Source organism: Kitasatospora sp. NPDC051170 (assembly GCF_044455705.1).
GTDB lineage: Bacteria > Actinomycetota > Actinomycetes > Streptomycetales > Streptomycetaceae > Kitasatospora.
Window position 1 is genome coordinate 411,663 of the sequence record NZ_JBITFA010000003.1, and the last position, 15,968, is coordinate 427,630.

13 protein-coding genes and 1 riboswitch are annotated in these 15,968 nt (G+C 75.1%); of the genes, 5 read left to right on the plus strand and 8 right to left on the minus strand.

Features of this window, described 5'->3' with window-relative positions; all coding sequences use genetic code 11:
* Window positions 1-4 precede the first annotated feature (4 nt).
* The gene (locus tag ACIBCA_RS08870; protein ID WP_396282147.1) at window positions 5-1,114 is read left to right on the plus strand and encodes an alpha/beta hydrolase-fold protein; all 1,110 of its coding nucleotides are present in this window, start codon (window positions 5-7) and stop codon (window positions 1,112-1,114) included.
* On the opposite strand, the gene ACIBCA_RS08875 is transcribed toward ACIBCA_RS08870, so the two are convergent.
* Entirely contained in the window at window positions 1,111-1,545 is a 435-nt protein-coding gene (locus ACIBCA_RS08875) for a hypothetical protein (RefSeq protein ID WP_396282148.1), read from the minus strand. The two genes, ACIBCA_RS08870 and ACIBCA_RS08875, sit on opposite strands and share 4 nt — an antisense overlap.
* A 49-nt stretch (window positions 1,546-1,594) precedes the next feature.
* Between ACIBCA_RS08875 and ACIBCA_RS08880 the strand changes: the two genes are divergently transcribed.
* Together ACIBCA_RS08880 and ACIBCA_RS08885 are read left to right on the plus strand one after the other, a co-directional pair.
* Complete coding sequence (locus ACIBCA_RS08880) at window positions 1,595-1,735, plus strand: hypothetical protein (protein WP_396282149.1); 141 nt, start codon at window positions 1,595-1,597, stop codon at window positions 1,733-1,735.
* An 82-nt stretch (window positions 1,736-1,817) separates the two neighbouring features.
* A riboswitch (guanidine-III (ykkC-III) riboswitch) is annotated at window positions 1,818-1,883 on the plus strand.
* 44 nt (window positions 1,884-1,927) lie between these two features.
* The gene (locus ACIBCA_RS08885; RefSeq protein ID WP_396282150.1) at window positions 1,928-2,755 is read left to right on the plus strand and encodes an MBL fold metallo-hydrolase; all 828 of its coding nucleotides are present in this window, start codon (window positions 1,928-1,930) and stop codon (window positions 2,753-2,755) included.
* Between the two features lie 145 nt (window positions 2,756-2,900).
* On the opposite strand, the gene ACIBCA_RS08890 is transcribed toward ACIBCA_RS08885, so the two are convergent.
* A complete protein-coding gene (locus ACIBCA_RS08890) occupies window positions 2,901-3,074 on the minus strand; it encodes a hypothetical protein (RefSeq protein WP_396282151.1) in 174 nt (57 codons plus the stop codon).
* Window positions 3,075-3,160: 86 nt separating this feature from the next.
* Here ACIBCA_RS08890 and ACIBCA_RS08895 point away from each other — a divergent pair, with 86 nt between their 5' ends.
* Window positions 3,161-4,000 (plus strand): NAD-dependent epimerase/dehydratase family protein, encoded by an 840-nt coding sequence (locus ACIBCA_RS08895; protein ID WP_396282152.1) that lies wholly within the window; start codon window positions 3,161-3,163, stop codon window positions 3,998-4,000.
* An 83-nt stretch (window positions 4,001-4,083) separates the two neighbouring features.
* On the opposite strand, the gene ACIBCA_RS08900 is transcribed toward ACIBCA_RS08895, so the two are convergent.
* Genes ACIBCA_RS08900 through ACIBCA_RS08910 form a run of 3 tightly spaced genes read right to left on the minus strand, consistent with a single transcriptional unit; the run spans window position 4,084 to window position 12,961 of the window.
* Window positions 4,084-5,475 (minus strand): DHA2 family efflux MFS transporter permease subunit, encoded by a 1,392-nt coding sequence (locus tag ACIBCA_RS08900; RefSeq protein ID WP_396282153.1) that lies wholly within the window; start codon window positions 5,473-5,475, stop codon window positions 4,084-4,086.
* Entirely contained in the window at window positions 5,472-5,657 is a 186-nt protein-coding gene (locus ACIBCA_RS08905) for an MbtH family protein (RefSeq protein ID WP_396282154.1), read from the minus strand. Before ACIBCA_RS08905 ends, ACIBCA_RS08900 begins: the two co-directional genes overlap by 4 nt.
* The gene (locus ACIBCA_RS08910) at window positions 5,654-12,961 is read right to left on the minus strand and encodes an amino acid adenylation domain-containing protein (protein WP_396282155.1); all 7,308 of its coding nucleotides are present in this window, start codon (window positions 12,959-12,961) and stop codon (window positions 5,654-5,656) included. Before ACIBCA_RS08910 ends, ACIBCA_RS08905 begins: the two co-directional genes overlap by 4 nt.
* Before the next feature lie 118 nt (window positions 12,962-13,079).
* On the opposite strand from ACIBCA_RS08910, the gene ACIBCA_RS08915 reads away from it, so the two are divergent.
* On the plus strand, window positions 13,080-14,243 hold the full coding sequence (locus ACIBCA_RS08915; protein WP_396282156.1) for a M20 family metallopeptidase: 1,164 nt from the start codon (window positions 13,080-13,082) through the stop codon (window positions 14,241-14,243).
* Window positions 14,244-14,336: 93 nt separating this feature from the next.
* Here ACIBCA_RS08915 and ACIBCA_RS08920 read toward each other — a convergent pair whose 3' ends face one another.
* From ACIBCA_RS08920 to ACIBCA_RS08930, 3 genes are read right to left on the minus strand one after another with little or no spacing between them, the layout of a single operon-like run.
* On the minus strand, window positions 14,337-15,077 hold the full coding sequence (locus ACIBCA_RS08920) for an AMP-binding protein (protein WP_396282157.1): 741 nt from the start codon (window positions 15,075-15,077) through the stop codon (window positions 14,337-14,339).
* Complete coding sequence (locus ACIBCA_RS08925) at window positions 15,077-15,304, minus strand: phosphopantetheine-binding protein (RefSeq protein ID WP_396282158.1); 228 nt, start codon at window positions 15,302-15,304, stop codon at window positions 15,077-15,079. The genes ACIBCA_RS08920 and ACIBCA_RS08925 overlap by 1 nt, the downstream gene beginning before the upstream one ends.
* Window positions 15,301-15,948: an isochorismatase family protein gene (locus ACIBCA_RS08930; RefSeq protein ID WP_396282159.1), complete on the minus strand. Its 648-nt coding sequence runs from the start codon at window positions 15,946-15,948 to the stop codon at window positions 15,301-15,303. Before ACIBCA_RS08930 ends, ACIBCA_RS08925 begins: the two co-directional genes overlap by 4 nt.
* Between the last annotated feature and the right edge of the window lie 20 nt (window positions 15,949-15,968).

Below are 15,968 nucleotides of genomic sequence, written 5' to 3' on the forward strand. Positions count from 1 at the left end.
GCCCTTGAACACCACCTTCCCGATCGTCGCCCCCGATCCGGACGACCCGGCCTACCGGCTCGTCACCTTCGGATACGACGGCCGCGACGACGGCGCCCACGACGGAGTGCTCGCACTGCTGCACACCGTCACCGACAAGGACCGCCACTCCGGCGACCTGACACCCCACCTGATGACCCGTCAGACCGACGGCACCTGGTTCATCACCTACCGGCTGCGCGCCGACCACCGGGCCTCCTACCAGCTCCACCCCTTCCGGGGCCCCGTCCCCGGCACCACCCGCGCCGACTGGCTGCACGTCCTCGACCACGCCGTCCCCGACACCGACGGCGACCGACTCCCCTCCCGCGACGGCCGCCACCCCTCCTCGGTGCTCAGCCTGCCCGACGCGCCCGCGCAGCCGTACGTACGGCGCCGCGAGGGCGTCCCGCGCGGACGACTGACCGCCCACGAGGTGGCGGGGCGGCGCGTCGACGCCCATCTCCCGGGCGGCGAAGGCCCGTTGGGGGCCGTGGCCGTACTGCTCGACGGGGAGATGTGGGGCCAGGTGCTGTCCGTCGCCGACACCCTCGACAACCTGACCGCCGACGCCGCCATCCCCCGCACCGCCACCCTGCTCGTCCACACCATGGGCCCCACCCGCCCTGACGACCTCAGCTGCAACCCCGCCTTCGTCGACCTCCTCGCCGACCACCTCCTCCCCTGGGCCCACCACGAGTTCGGCGCCCCCCTCGACCCCTCACGCACAGCCATCGCCGGCCAGAGCGCCGGCGGCCTCGCCGCCGCCTTCGCCGCCTTCCACCGCCCCGACCGCTTCGGCAACGCGCTCAGCCAGTCCGGCTCCTTCTGGTGGCCGGACGGCACCGAGTTCGACACCGGCAGCGAATGGCTCACCCGCCGATTCGCGACCACCGACCGCCGCCAGGCCCGCTTCCACCTGGAAGTCGGCCTCCAGGAATGGATGCTGCTCCCCCAGAACCGCCACCTCCGCGACGTCCTGCTCGCCCGCGGCTACGACGTCTCCTACCGCGAGTTCAACGGCGGCCACGACTACGCCTGCTGGCGCGGCGGCCTCGCCGACGGCCTCGCCCACCTGCTGGGCCCGCTGGCCTAGCGGAGGCGGTCCTTCGCGATGTCGCGCACCCGCCGCGTCCGGCCGCCCTCGGCGAGCTCTGCCAGGGCGGCGGGGGCGCTGGATGTCTCGACGATGTACGACTGGCACCAGTTCGAGGCGGCGAGCAGGTCCTCGGACCGCCACGGCTCGCCCAGTTCCACCGCCCGCATCAGCGCCCACTCACGCAGCCGCCGCGCGGAGAACGCGTCCGTCGCGACGGGCCCCGCCATCTGCCCGTGCCAGTCGGGGAATCCCGGCTCGGTGAGCAGCTCGGCCCCGCGCCGGTCGAGGTACCCGCACACCGCGGAGTTCGCCATCGCCCCATCCGGATCCGTGAGCACCCGCACGACCAGCCCGGGCGCATCCTGCGGCTCCACCGCCGCGAACTCCGCCCGATAGCGCGCGAACCGCACATGCTCGTCCGGCTCCATCGCCCCCCCTGTTTCGCCGCCTGACCTGCGAGGACGCTACCGTACGCCCATGAGCTTCATCGGCGCCGGCGTCCGCGCGCTCTTCAGGGCGATCACCGACGGCGACCCACTGGCGCCCGCCGTGACGATCTTCCTCGTGTCCATCGCGATCACGGTCATCATCGCCGCGCTCCGCTACGCCCGCAGGTAGGCAGCGCGCCGACCTACGGCCGGGATCTACGACGGTCACGAGAGTCCGCCGGCGAGGGCGGGCCCCGTGCTAGCGTCGCCGTGGCGGCGCACTGGTGTTCGCCCCGGACGAGATGTGCGCCGTACCCGGTCTGCCAAGACGACGCACGTGGGAGACGTCGTGGTTGATGCACCGGTGGCTCGTCCGCTCGATGTGAGGTGGATTCACGGGTCGGGGTCGGCGAAGCACAACACCGATCCGGACATTCAGATCCATGAGTACGACGAGAACACCGTCATCCTCCGGCAGAACAAGGCGGTCAACTACGAGGCGCCGTTCCTGTTCCTGTTGTTCGGGGTGGAGCGGGCGGTGCTGATCGACACGGGGGCGACGGCGGAGGCCGCGTACTTTCCGTTGCGCGGGACGGTGGACGCGCTGGTGAAGCGGTGGTTGGGGCGTAATCCGCAGGTGGTGAAGGGGGACTACGGGCTACTGGTGCTGCACACCCATCCGCACGGGGACCATGTCGCGGGGGACGGGCAGTTCGCCGGGCGGGCCGGGACGAGGGTGGTGGGAGCGGAACTCGCGTTCGCCTGGCCGTACTTCGGGTTCGACCGTGATGCGGAGGCGGTGGCCCGGGTGGACCTGGGGGGCGGGCGCGTGCTGGAGTGCCTGGCCACGCCGGGGCACCATGAGGCGGCGGTGACGTACTACGACCCGTGGACGGGGTTCCTGCTCACGGGCGACACGGTCTACCCCGGGCGGCTGTACATCGACGACTGGCCCGCGTTCGGCCGCACGATCGACCGGCTGATCGCCTTCGCGGGGAGCCGCCCGGTCACGTACGTCCTCGGCTGCCACATCGAGATGACCCGCACCCCGGGCGTAGACTATCCCATCCGCACCACCTACCAGCCCGAGGAGCCCCCGCTCCAGCTCACCGTCGCCCACCTGCACCGCATCCGCGCCGCCGTCGCCGAACTCGGCGACGAGCCAAGGCACTTCCCGCTGGACGACCTGATCCTCCACCCCAACCCGTAGCCGGCGCTCAGTCGCGGTACGGGACCAGCCGGGACAGGTCCAGGTCGAAGTCGAACGGCGCCGGGAGGTGGATCGTCTCGCCGAACTCGCGTTCCGTTCGGGTGTGGTAGCGGTCGCGGTCGGGCTCGGAGAAGAGGGTGACGGTCTAGCCGGGCGGGCAGTGGGCGTCGAACTGGCGTTGCACGATGGACAGATTCAACTGGTGCGTCGAGGATGGTGACGCTTGCATGACAATCAAATCACCGGACAACTCGACCTTGTAGCCATCCGGAAGGCTGCGCCTGGCCTCCTCCAGGAGGTGGTAACGCTCAGGGTTCACCGGGTCTCCTCTGTCGCTTGCCACACGGTACAGCGGGAGGCGCCGTAGGCTCGGCGGGGCGCTGGTGCGGACGGGGAGGGGTTCCCATGGTGGGGCATGTGGTGGTGACCGGGGCGGCGGGGCGGGTCGGTGCGGCCGTGGTGCGGCGGTTGAAGGTGGCCGGGTGGGGGGTGGTGGGGGTGGACCGGGACCCGGGGCCGGAGGTGGGGGTGGTGGCGACGCTGCGGGACGAGCGGGAGTGGCGGCGGCCGCTGGTGGGGGCGGTGGCGGTGGTGCACGCGGCGCATGTGGAGGTGCGGCCGGTCGGGGAGAACGTGGAGGCGACGCGGGTGCTGCTGGAGGCGGCGGAGGAGGCCGGGGTGCAGCGGTTCGTCTACACCTCCTCGACCTCCGTCTACGGGCACGCGCTGGTGCCGCAGGACGGGGCGGCGGTGTGGGTGACAGAGGAGACGGTCTGCCGGCCGAGGCTGGTGTACGACGAGGCGAAGCTCGCCACCGAGAGACATGTCCTGAACGCGGCCGGACAGATGGGCACGGTCTGTCTGCGCGTCGGGCGGTGCGTGAACGAGCCCCCGGAGGCCGCAGCCCGGCACCGGCTGCACCGGGGCGTGGACGTGGCGGACGTGGCGCGGGCGCACGAGCTGGCGGTGGAGACCACGGAGGCCGACGGGGTGATGAACGTCGCCGGTCCGTACCCGTGGCGGGAGGCGGACCGGGAGCGGTTGTGGCGGGAGTCGGAGACGCTGGTGGCGGAGCGGCTGCCGGAGGTGGCGGCCGGGTTCGAGCGGTGCGGGTGGGAGCTTCCGCCGGTGATCGACCGGGTGTACGTCTCCGAGCGGGCGAGCGCCGTGCTGGGGTATCAGCCGTACTACGGGGCGGCCGAGTTGCTGCACGAAGCCGCAGGTCACCCCCGGTTCGTCGGGTGATCACCACCTGACGCCCCGGGGTCCTGCGGTCGTCCTGAGATCCTGAGGTCCTGGTGCCCTGAGGCCGTCCTGAGGTCCTGGGCTCAGTCCCCCGGGGGGCTCGGAGGAGCGGCCGGCATCCGCGCCGCGAGCAGGGCGCCCGCCGCGACGAGTGCGGCCGTCAGGCCGAGCGCCGCCCGGTACGGACCGGCGCTCGCGCTCTCCCCGGCCGCCCCGATCAGCGCGGCCGCGCCGGCGATGCCGAGCGCGCCGCCGAGGGTGCGCACGATGGTGAACAGGCCCATGGCCCGGCTCATCCCGGGCGGCGGCACGTCCGCGAAGCCGGCGATCTGGACGGTCAGTACGGCGGTGCCCAGCACCAGCCCGACCGCGAACATCAACCCCCGCACGGCCCAGGGGTTTTCGGCGAAGGCGAGCCCGCCGAGCACCCCGGCGGCCAGCAGCAGCGCGGGCAGGGCGAGGCGGCGCGGGCCGAGGCGCGGCAGCAGCCGGTCGACGACCTGGGAGGCGCCCATCAGGCCGATCGCCTCCGGGAAGACGCTCAGCCCCGCGTCGAGCGCGGTGGCGCCGAAGGCGGCCTGGTGCAGCAGCGGGATGACGAACAGCGCGCCCATCAGCCCGGCGGAGGTGAGCAGGGCGAGCCAGGTGGCGGCGCCGAAGGTCCGGTCGGCGAGCAGGCGCAGGTCCACCAGCGGTTCGGGGGCGCGCAGTTGGTGCCGTACGGCGAGGGCGAGCAGCACCGGGCCGAGCAGCCCGGAGGCCGCGACGCCCGGGGAGGACCAGCCGTGGGCCGGGCCGAAGCCGAGGGCGTAGGTGAGCAGGCCCAGGCCGGGGGTGGCGAGCAGGAAGCCGGTGGTGTCGAAGCGCCCGGCGGGCGGCTCCTCCTCGGAGCGCAGGGCGGCCGCGCCGAGCAGGACGGCCGCGACGCCGATCGGCACGTTCACGAGGAACAGCCAGTGCCAGCTGAGGTGTTCGGCGAGGAAGCCGCCGAGCGGCGGGCCGAGGGCGGGCATCAGGGCGGTCGGCACGATGAGGACGCGGCCGAGCCCGGCGCGTTCGTGCGGGGCGAAGGCGCGGAACAGCAGCGTCATGCCGACCGGGGTGAGCAGGCCCCCGGCCACGCCCTGGAGGGCACGGGCCGAGGCGAGCCAGCCGAGGCCGGGGGCGGCGGCGCTGAGGGCGGAGGCGAGGGTGAACCCGGCGAGGGCGGCGAGGAAGACGCGTTTGGCGCCGTACCGGTCGCCGAGCCAGCCGGCCACCGGCAGGCCCAGGGCGAGGCCGACCAGGAAGGCGGTCTCGACGGCGTTGGCGGCGGACAGGGGGCGGCCGAAGTCCTCGGCGATGCTGAACAGGGCGGGGTTGACGATCGTCGAGTCCAGGCCGTTCATGCACATCGCGGCGGTGTAGACGACGACCACCGCGGCGCGCCCCGCGAGCAGGGGGCGCGCCGCGGTGCCCGCGACGGGCTGGGTCACAGGTCGGTCCAGTGGGCGGTGATCCAGGCGAGGGCGTCGGCGCGCCCGCAGGGGCCGTGGGCGACGCCCCAGCCGGCGGGGACGGCGGCGAAGACCGGCCAGAGGGAGTGCTGGCCCTGGGAGTTGACGAGGGCGAGGAACTCGCCGTCCGCGTCGAAGGGGTTGGTCGGGGCGTCGCTCATCGGGTGCGCTCCAGGTGGTCGGCGATCACGCTCGCGATGTGCGCGATCGGCTCGGGCAGGGTCATGTCCTTGTGCGAGCAGGCGACGTCGGTGTTGTCGATCCGCCCGGTGACGTAGGGCGCCCAGAGTTCGGGCACCAGGGTGTCGTCGATGGTGTCGACGGTGGCGCGGAAGAACTGCACGTCGCCGTCGAAGGGCCGGTGGTCGTGGCCGCGCACGAGGTGGTCGGTGTGCAGGTAGATGCGGTTGAGGGCGCGGACGGTGGCCTCGTCGAGCCCGGCGAGCGGGCTGCCCGCGCCGCGCAACAGCTCGCTGACGGCGGCGAGTTCGAGCGGCCGGCCGTCGAGGTCCTCGGGGCCGAATCCGCCCATGGTGAGCAGCGCCTCCAGGGCTTCGGCCTGGTCGGGGACGGGCAGCTCGCGGAAGCCCTCGGCGGGGTAGGCGTCGAGGACGGCGAGCAACTCGACCTGCTGGCCCAGGTCCTGGAGCCGGACGGCGAGCGCGTGGGCGATGATCCCGCCGGTGGACCAGCCGAGCAGCCGGTACGGGCCCTCGGGCTGGACCTCGCGCAGCCGGTCGGCGTAGTGCGCGGCGAGCTCCTCCAGCGTTGCGGGCAGCGGGAGTTCGGCGGTGGCGGCGCCGACGCCCCGGGCCTGGAGGCCGTAGATCGGCACGTCGGCGCCCAGGTGGCGGATGAGACCGGTGTAGCACCAGCTCAGGCCGCCGGCCGGGTGGACGGCGAACAGCGGGCGCTGCCGGCCGGGGGCGGTGGGGCGCAGCGGCAGCAGCACGTCGAGGGCGTCGACGGCGTCGGCCTCGGTGGACAGGGCGCTCTCGAGTCCGGCGGGGGTGGGGGCCTGGAAGAGGGTGCCGATGCCGATCTCGATCCCGAGGATCTCGCGGATGCGCCCGGCGAGGCGGACGGCGAGCAGGGAGTGGCCGCCGAGGGCGAAGAAGTCGTCGTCGACGCCGACGGCGCTGTGGCCGAGGGTTTCGGCGAAGAGTTCGCAGAGCTGCTGTTCGCGGGGGCTGCGGGGCAGGCGGCCCGCGCCGGTGGGGGCCAGTGCGGTGGAGGCCGGTGCGGTGGAGGCCGGCGCGGTGGGTGCGGGCAGGGCGCGGCGGTCGAGCTTGCCGTTGGCGGTGAGCGGCAGGCGGTCCAGGGGGACGACGGCGGAGGGCACCATGTGGCCGGGCAGTTCGGCGGCGGCGTGGGCGCGCAGCTCGCCGGGGGTGGCGGTCGTGACGGCGTAGCCGATGAGGCGCCTGTCGCCCGGGGTGTCCTCGCGGACGACGACGGCGGCGTCGGCGACGGCCGGGTGGGCGGCCAGGACGGCCTCGATCTCGCCGAGTTCGATGCGGAAGCCGCGCAGTTTGACCTGCTGGTCGGCGCGGCCGAAGTACTCCAGGACGCCGTCGCGGCGGCGGCGGGCGAGGTCGCCGGAGCGGTACATCCGGGTGCCGCTCTCGCCGAAGAGGTGGGCGTGGGGGTCGGCGACGAAGCGGGTGGAGGTGAGTTCGGGGCGGCCGAGGTAGCCGCGGGCCAGGCCCGCGCCGGCGACGTACATCTCGCCGGTGACGCCGGGCGGGAGGGGCTGGAGGTGTTCGTCGAGGACGTAGACGCGCAGGTCGGGGATGTTGACGCCGATGGTGCTGGTGCCGGTGGCGGCGGCGCTCGCCCGGTCGAGGGCGAGGTGGGTGACGTGCACGGTGGTCTCGGTGATGCCGTACATGTTGACGAGGGTGGGCGCGTTCTCGTCGTGGCGGCTGTACCAGTCGTCGAGGCGGGCGAGTTCGAGGGCCTCGCCGCCGAACACGACGTAGCGCAGGGCGAGTTCGGTGCCGGGGCGGTCGCGGTCGGCGGCGGCGAGCTGGTAGAAGGCGGACGGGGTCTGGTTGAGGACGGTGACGCGTTCGCGGGCGAGCAGGTCGAGGAAGGCGACCGGGTCGCGGCTGATCAAGTGGGGGACGACGACGAGGCGGCCGCCGTGGAGGAGGGCGCCCCAGAGTTCCCAGACGGAGAAGTCGAAGGCGTAGGAGTGGAAGAGCGTCCAGACGTCGTGGGCGTCGAAGTGGAACCAGTGGTCGGTGGCGGTGAACAGCCGGACGACGTTGCGGTGGGTGACGGGCACGCCCTTGGGGCGGCCGGTGGAGCCGGAGGTGTAGATGACGTACGCGGTGTCCTCGGGGCGCAGTTCGCGGGTGCGTTCGTGGGCGGCGAAGGGTGCCTCCCGTGTTCCGGTGTCGGGCCGGTCGACGAGGAGGGTGAGGAGGCCCTCATGCGTGGGCAGCCGGGGTGCGGTGACGGCGTCGGTGAGCAGGGCGGCGGGGGTGGCGTCGGCCAGCATGTAGGCGAGGCGGTCGGCCGGGTAGTCGGGGTCGAGGGGCAGGTAGGCGGCGCCGGACTTGGCCACCGCGAGGAGCGCGACGACGAGTTGGACGGAGCGCGGCAGGGCGAGGGCGACGATGGTGCCGGGGCCGATGCCGTTGCCCGCGAGCCGGCGGGCCAACCGGTCGGCGCGGGCGGAGAGTTCGGCGTAGGTGAGCCGGTCGTCACCGCAACTGACGGCCACGGAGGCCGGGTTGGCGGCGGCCGCGGCGTCGAAGAGCTCGGGCAGGGTGGCGAAGGGCTCGGGCAGGGTGGCGGAGGGCTCGGAGTGGACGGGGGCGCCGTTGAACTCGACCAGGGCGCGGTGGCGTTCCTCCTCCCCCATGATCGGCAGGCGGCCGATGGCGGTGTCGGGGGCGGCCGCGGCGGCGGTGAGCAGCCGGGTGAGGCGGTCCGACAGGGCGGTGGCGGTCTCGGCGTCGAAGAGGTCGGTGCGGTACTCGAGGAAGCCGCCGAGGCCCCCGCCGGGCCGTTCGCCGGCGTTGAGGGTGAGGTCGAACTTGGCGGTGCCGCTGGGGACGGCGGTGATCTCGGCGGTGAGTCCGCCGCCGAGGTCGAGGGGCTCGTCGGGGCGGCTCTGCCAGGCGAGCATCACCTGGAAGAGGGGGTGGCGGGCGAGGGAGCGGGCCGGGTTGAGCTCCTCGACGAGGCGGTCGAAGGGCAGGTCGGCGTGGTCGTGGGCGGCGAGGACGGCGGTGCGCGCCCGGGCCAGGAGTTCGCGGAAGGCCGGGTTGCCTGAGGTGTCGGTGCGCAGGACGACGGAGTTGACGAAGTAGCCGACGAGGGAGGCCGTTCGTTCGTCCTCGCGGCCGGCGACGGGGGTGCCGACGGGGATGTCGGTGCCGCAGCCGTGCCGGGTGAGCAGGGCGGCGAGGCCCGCCTGGACGGCTGTGAAGACGGTGGTGCCGGTCGCGCGGGCGAGGTCGGCGAGGGCCGCATGGGCGGGGGCGTCGAGGGTGAAGGGTACGGTGGCGCCGTGGTGGGCGGCGACGGCCGGCCGGGGGCGGTCGGTGGGCAGTTCGAGCTGGTCGGGCAGGCCCGCGAGGGTTTCGCGCCAGTGGGCGCTCTGCCGGGCGGCGAGGGGGGTGGGCTGTTCGGTGGTGCCGAGCAGGGCGTGCTGGCGGGCGGCGTGGTCGGCGAACTGGACGTCCAGTGGCGGCAGTTCGGGGGCGCGTCCGTCGAGGCGGGCGGCGTAGGCGGCGGCGAGGTCCTGGCTGAGCGGTGTGGTGGAGGCGCCGTCGCCGGCGATGTGGTGGAGCAGCAGGAGCAGGGTGTGGTGCTCGGGCCCGTGCGCGAACAGGGTGGCGCGCAGCGGCGGTTCGGCCGTCAGGTCGAAGGCGTGGCGGACGGCCTCGCCCAACTCGCCGTGGCCCAGGTGGAGTTCGACGGGCGCGGGGCGCAGGATCCGCTGGTACGGCGTGCCGTCGGGCTGCTCGCCGTAGACGGTGCGCAGGATCTCGTGCCGTGCGGCGAGGTCGCCGAGGGCGAGGGTGAGTGCCCAGCGGTCGAGCGGGCCGGTGAGGGTGAGGGCGAGGGGGATGTTGTAGGTGGGGCTGGGGCCTTCGAGGCGGTGCAGGAACCACAGGCCCCGCTGGGCGGGTGACAGCGGCATGCGTTCGGTGCGGGGCACGGGCACCAGCGCGGGCCGGGCCTCGTCGGCGGTGGGGGTCGCGGAGCCGAGGTGGGCGGCGAGCGCGGCCGGGGTGGGGTGGCGGAAGACGTCGGCGAAGCCGACGGGCGTGGCGAAGGCGTCGCGCAGGCGGGCGGCGAGGCGGCCGGCGAGCAGGGAGTGGCCGCCGAGGTCGAAGAACGAGGCGTCGCGGCCGGGGAGTTCGGGCAGGACGAGCAGTTCGGCGTACAGGGCGCAGACCGCCTGCTCCTGCTCGGTGGCGGCGGCCTCGCCCCGGGGTTCGGCGGCGGGCTCGGGCAGAGCGCGGTGGTCGAGCTTGTCGTGGGCCGTGCGCGGGAGTTCACCGAGCAGCGTGACGGCGGCGGGCACGAGATGGGCGGGCAGCCGCTCGGCGAGGGCGGCGCGCAGGGCATCGACGTCGAGTGTGGCGCCGAGGGCGGGGACGGCGTAGCCGAGCAGCCGCTTGCCGTGCGGGCCGGGGCGGGCGATCACCACGGCCTGGGCGACGCCGGGCAGTTGGGCGAGCGCGGCGGTGACCTCGGCGGGTTCGACGCGGAAGCCGCGGATCTTGACCTGGTCGTCGGCGCGGCCCAGGAACTCGAGGGTGCCGTCGGCCGCCCTGCGGGCGAGGTCGCCGGTGCGGTACATCCGGGCTCCGGGCGGGCCGTACGGGTCGGCGAGGAAGCGTTCGGCGGTGAGGTCGGGGCGGCCCAGGTAACCGAGGGCCAGGCAGGCGCCGGCGACGTACAGTTCGCCGGTGACACCCTCGGGCGCGGGGCGCAGGGAGGTGTCGAGGACGTAGGCGCGCGAGCCGCGCACGACGCGGCCCTCGGGCGCGCCGTCGGCCCCCTTCGTCCAGGCGTAGGCGTCGACGGTGGCCTCGGTGGGGCCGTACAGGTCGATCGGGTGCAGGCCGGGGGTGGCGGCGAGGCGGCGCCACAGGGCGGGCGAGGTGGCTTCGCCGCCGATCGCGATGACCGGGGGGTGGTGGCGGCCCTCCTCCAACAGGCCCTCGGCGAGGAGGACTTCGAGGTAGGAGGGGGTGAGGTCGAGGTAGTCGACGCGTTCGCGGCGCAGGTGCTCGGCGAGGGCGGCCGGGTCGCGGTAGGTGGCGTCGTCGAGGAGGTGCAGTTCGTGGCCGTGGACCATCCACAGCACCGGGTCCCAGGAGGCGTCGAAGGCGAAGGAGGCGCTGTGGGCGACGCGCAGGCGTTCGCGGCCGGCTCGGGCGACGGCGGGGGCGATGTGGTCCTCGCCGTGGCCGGCGTGCAGGTTGGCGAGGGAGGCGTGGGTGACGACGACGCCCTTGGGACGGCCGGTGGAGCCGGAGGTGTGCAGGATGTACGCGGCGTCGCCCGGGCGCGGGGAGGGCAGCTCGACGGCGGGCAGCTCGACGGCGGTACGGTCGGCGGCGGTACGGTCGGCGGCGGTACGGTCGGCGGCGTCCCCGGGCCGTACGATCGCGGCGCCCTCGGGCAGCCGGAGAGCGGCGAGGGCCTCGTCGGTGCCGATGACGCAGACCGGGCGGGCGTCGGCGAGGACGGCGGCCAGGCGCTGCGGCGGGTGGGCGAGGTCGAGGCTGACGCAGGCGCCGCCGGCCTTGAGGACGCCGAGCATGGCGACGAGGGTGTCGGTGCCGCGCGGCAGGGCGACGGCGACGGGCGCTCCGGCGCGCACGCCGTGGCCGGCGAGGACGGCGGCCAGGCGGTCGGCGGCGGCGTCGAGTTCGGCGAAGGTGAGGGCGGTGGCGCCGCTGCGGACGGCGACGGCCTGCGGGGTGCGGGCGGCCTGGTCGGCGAACAGCTCGGGCAGGGTGCGGGTGACGGGCGGCTCCTCGCGGCCCCGGACGGCGCGGTGCAGGGCGTCGGCGTCGAGCAGGTCGATCCGGCCGATCGGGGTGTCGGGGGCGGTGAGCAGCAGTTCGGCGAGGGCGTCGAGGTAGCGCAGCAGGCCGTCGCGGTGGGCGGCCAGGGAGTCGGCGCCGTGGCGGGCGGGGTCGGCGTCGAGGGCCAGGCGCAGGGCGCCGTCGGGGCCGGGTGAGACGTTGAGGGCGAGGTCGTCGACGGGGCCGGCGGCGAGGTTGCGGACGACGCCGGGCAGGCCCGCCAGGTCGAGGTCGGTCTCGAACGCCTTGATGTTGACCATCGGGCCGAACAGGGCGCGGCGTTCGCCGGTGAGGCCGAGGTCGCGGCGCAGGTCCTCCAGCGGGTAGCGCTGGTGGCGGCGGGCGGCGCGCAGTTCGCGCACGACGTGGCGCAGCAGGGCTTCGGCGGTGTCGGCGGGGCGCACGTTCAGGCGCAGCGGCAGGACGTTGGCGAGGGCGACGGGGGTGCGCAGGGCGGCGGGGCCGCGGCGGTTGGCGAGCGGGAGGCCGAGGACGGGGGTCTCGGTGCCGGTGAGGCGGTGGAGGTAACCGGCGGTGGCGGCGAGGAGGAGCTCGGCCCAGGTGGCGCGGGCGGCGGTGGCGGCGTCCTGGAGGCGTTCGCGGGTGCCGGCGGGCAGGTGGGCGCTCAGGCGCAGGGGGGTGCCGGGGCTCCGGGTGCCGGGGCTCCGGGTGCTGGGGTTCCAGGTGCCGGGGCGGTGGTCGGGGCGGTTGCCGGCCGACGGGGTGCCGGGCAGGGTGGCGGGGGCCTCGGCGGCGTCGGTGTGGCGGGACCAGTGGGCGCGGTCGGCCTCGTACTCCTCGCCGGCGCGGTAGGCGGCTTCCTCGGCGGCGGTCTCGGCGAGGCTCGCGAAGGGGGTGGGCGCGGGTTCGGTGCCGGTGGCGTGGGCGGTGTAGAGGGCGGCGACGCGTTCGCCGAGCAGGTTGAGGGCGTAGGCGTCGACGGCGAGGTGGTGGATGCGCCGGTACCAGAGGCGGCGGTCCTCGCCGAGGCGGATGAGCGCGTGGGTGAACAGCGGGGCCTCGTCGGCCTCGTTCGCCTCGTTCGCCTCGGTGAGGGCGGCGGGGCGGGCGAGGTCGGCGCGCATCCAGGTCTCGGCCTCGGCGTCGGGGTCGGCGGCGGCGCGCAGGTCGAGGTGGTGCAGGGGCCAGCGCAGGCCGGGGCGGGGGCGCTGGCGCGGGGTGCCGTCGGGGCCGGTGACGACGGCGACGCCGAGGGCCTCGGCCTCGTCGACGGCCCGGCGCAGGGCGCGTTCGAACTGCTCCTCGTCGAGCGGACCGGTGATCTCGACGGCGTCGCCGGTGTTGTAGACCGGGCTGGCGGGGTCGAGGGCCTGGGCGTACCAGATGGCGGCCTGGGCGGACAGCAGCGGAACGTCGGCGGCCTGGGTGTCGACGGCGGGCATGGTTCGGGGTGCTCCTCAAGGGGGTCCGAGGTGACTTAGGTTAGCCTAATCTAACTTCATTTGATCTGGTCAACGGCCTGCCGACGGCCTGGCCCTGACACTCCGGAGACCGCCGCCCATGACCGCTCCCTCGATCGCGGACACTCTCAAGCAGGCCGTCCGCGACCGCGTCCTCGCCCACCGGGACGAGCTGCTCGCCCTCAGCCGCCGCCTCCACGACCACCCCGAGACGGCCTTCGAGGAGCACCGGGCGGCCGCCTGGTGCACCGAAGCCCTGCGCGGGCACGGATTCACCGTCACCGCGCCCGCCTACGGGCTGGCGACGGCCTTCGACGCCCGCCTCGGGGACGGGCCGCTGACCGTCGCCCTGGTCTGCGAGTACGACGCGCTGCCCGGCCTCGGCCACGCCTGCGGGCACAACCTCATCGCCGCCGCCGGGATCGGCGCCGCGCTGGGGCTGGCCCCGCACGCCGATCGACTCGGGCTGACCGTCCGGGTGATCGGCGCGCCGGCCGAGGAGCGCGGGGCGGGCAAGGCGCTGCTGCTGGAGGCGGGGTCCTTCGACGGGGTGGACGCGGCGATGATGGTCCACCCCTGCCCGGTGGAGGTCGCGGACTTCCGGTCCTTCGCGCTCGGCACGCTGTCCGTCCGCTACACCGGGCGCGCCGCCCACCCCAGCCTCAACCCGCACGAAGGGCGCAACGCGGCCGACGCGCTCACCGTCGCCCAGGTGGCGATCGGGCTGCTGCGCCAGCAACTCCCGCCGCAGTGGCGGGTGCACGGCATCACCACGGCGGCGGGGACGGCGCCGAACGTGATCCCCGACAGCGCGAGCGCGGAGTACGAGATCCGTGCCTCGGCCGCCGAGGACCTCGCCGAACTGCGGGCCAGGGTCGAGGACTGCTTCCGCGCCGGGGCGCTGGCCACCGGCTGCGAGGTGACGCTCGCCCGGCCCGAGCCGGACTACCTCGACATGCGCTCCGACGCCCGGCTGCTCGCCCTGTGGCGGGCCAACGCGGCCGCGCTCGGCCGGCCGGAGCCGGTGGAGAGCGGGCCCTTCGCCTGTACGGACATGGGGAACGTGTCGCACCTGGTGCCGTCGATCCATCCGGTGCTGGACATCACGGGCGGTGCCTGCGCGCCGCACGAGGCCGACTTCGCCGAGGCGGCGGTGGGGCCCCGGGCGGAGCAGGCGCTGCTGGACGGGGCGGTGGGGATGGCGTGGACGGCGGTGGACCTGGCGGCGGCGGCGGACGGCCGGCAGGTGACGGCTGGCACGTGACGGCTGTCGGCTGACGGATTTCAGCGAACAGATGTCAGCGAACGCCCGCTGACATCTGTTCGCTGAAATCCGTCCATTGAACTCCGTCGACCGTCAGCCGTCCAGCAGCACCCCGGGCGCCACCCGGATCGCCGTCACGCCCAGCTCCCGTACCAGCGCCCCCACCTCCCCCGGCCGCTGCGGGTCGGCCAGCGCCACGGCGGCGCCCGTCCGCAGCGGCCACAGGAACTCCCACAGCGGCAGGCCCAGTTGCAGCACCCGGTCCCCCGGGCCCAGTGGGTGGGCCGCCTGGAGGTCGCGCACCCGCCGGTCCGCCTCCGCGTGGGTGAGCCGGACGGCCTGCGGGCGCCCGCCCGGGCCGAGGCCCACGCCGAACGGGTGCTGCGGGGTGAGCGCCCGGGGCGGGTCGGTGGCGAGCGGGCTGTCCGCCGGGAGGCCGTCCAGTCCCTCCTCCCCCAGGACGAACACCGGCGCGTGCTCCGCGAGCAGCCGCTCCAGGCGTCCGGGCGCGTCCGTCGGGTCCAGCGGCAGGTAGGCCGCGCCCGACTTGGCGACCGCCAGCAGGGCCGTGACCAGCTCGGCCGGGGCCCGGCCGCCCGTGAGGCCGACCACCGCCCCGGGCCGGGCGCCGCGCGCCGTCAGGGCGCGGGCGAGCCGGTTGGCCGAGGCGTTCAGCTCCCCGTAGGTGACGACCCCACCGCCCGCGAGCACCAGTGCGGACGCCGACGGCGTGCGGGCCGCCTGCGCCTCGACGGGGCCGATCATGGTGGTCGGCGGGTACCGGCGCCGCGCGGGGGCCTGCGCCACGGCCGCCTCCGGGGCGAGGGCGGTCATCAGGACGCGCCCAGGAGTTCGGCCCAGGCTTCGACGGCCGGGCGCTCCGCGAGCTGGACGAACGCCACCTCGGCGCCCTCCGCCCGCCAGCGCTCGGCGAGCGTCATCAGCCGGATCGAGTCCAGGCCCCAGTCGACGAGGTTCTCGTCCAGGGGGATGTCCGCCGGGTCCTCGCCGAGCAGGTCGGCGACCTCGGCCCGGATGCGCTCCACCGTGAACCCGCTCACCGCTCCTCCCCCGCGAGTTCTCCGAGCACCCGCGCCGTCGTGGTGACCACGCCGCAGCGCCCGGCCACCCAGGCGAGCGCCGCCCGGTGTTCCTGCGGCCCGAAGTCGGCGACGGCGTCCGCCACCACGAAGGCCGGCAGGTCGCGCATCCAGGCGTCGCAGGCGGTGGCCTGCACGCCGATGTTCGCGTACACCCCGGTGATCACCAGCTGGTCGCGGCCCTGCTCCTCCAGCAGCCGCGCCAACTCGGTGCGCACGAAGGCGCTGTACTTCCACTTGGTGAGCAGGGTGTCGCCCGGCTCGGGGGCCACGGCCGCCGCGACGGCCACGGCGCGCGGGTCGTCCGGGAGGCCCGGGCCCCAGAAGTTCTGTTGGAGCCCGCGCTCGGCGGGGCTCTGCCCGCCCACCTGTGCCGAGTACACCACGGGCACCCCGGCGGCGCGCGCGGCCCGCGCCAACTCGGCGACGTTGCCCAGGAGTTCGGGTACGGGAGCCGCCTCGGCGGCGAACGCGTCCAGGAAGTGGTTCTGCAGGTCGTGCACGAGCAGCACGGCCCGCGCCGGGTCCACCGTCCAGGAGACCCGGTTCTCGGGCAGTTCCTCGACGGTGGGCAGGGGATAGGAGGGGATGCGGGGCAGGCCCACGGCGGTGATTCCTTAGGGTG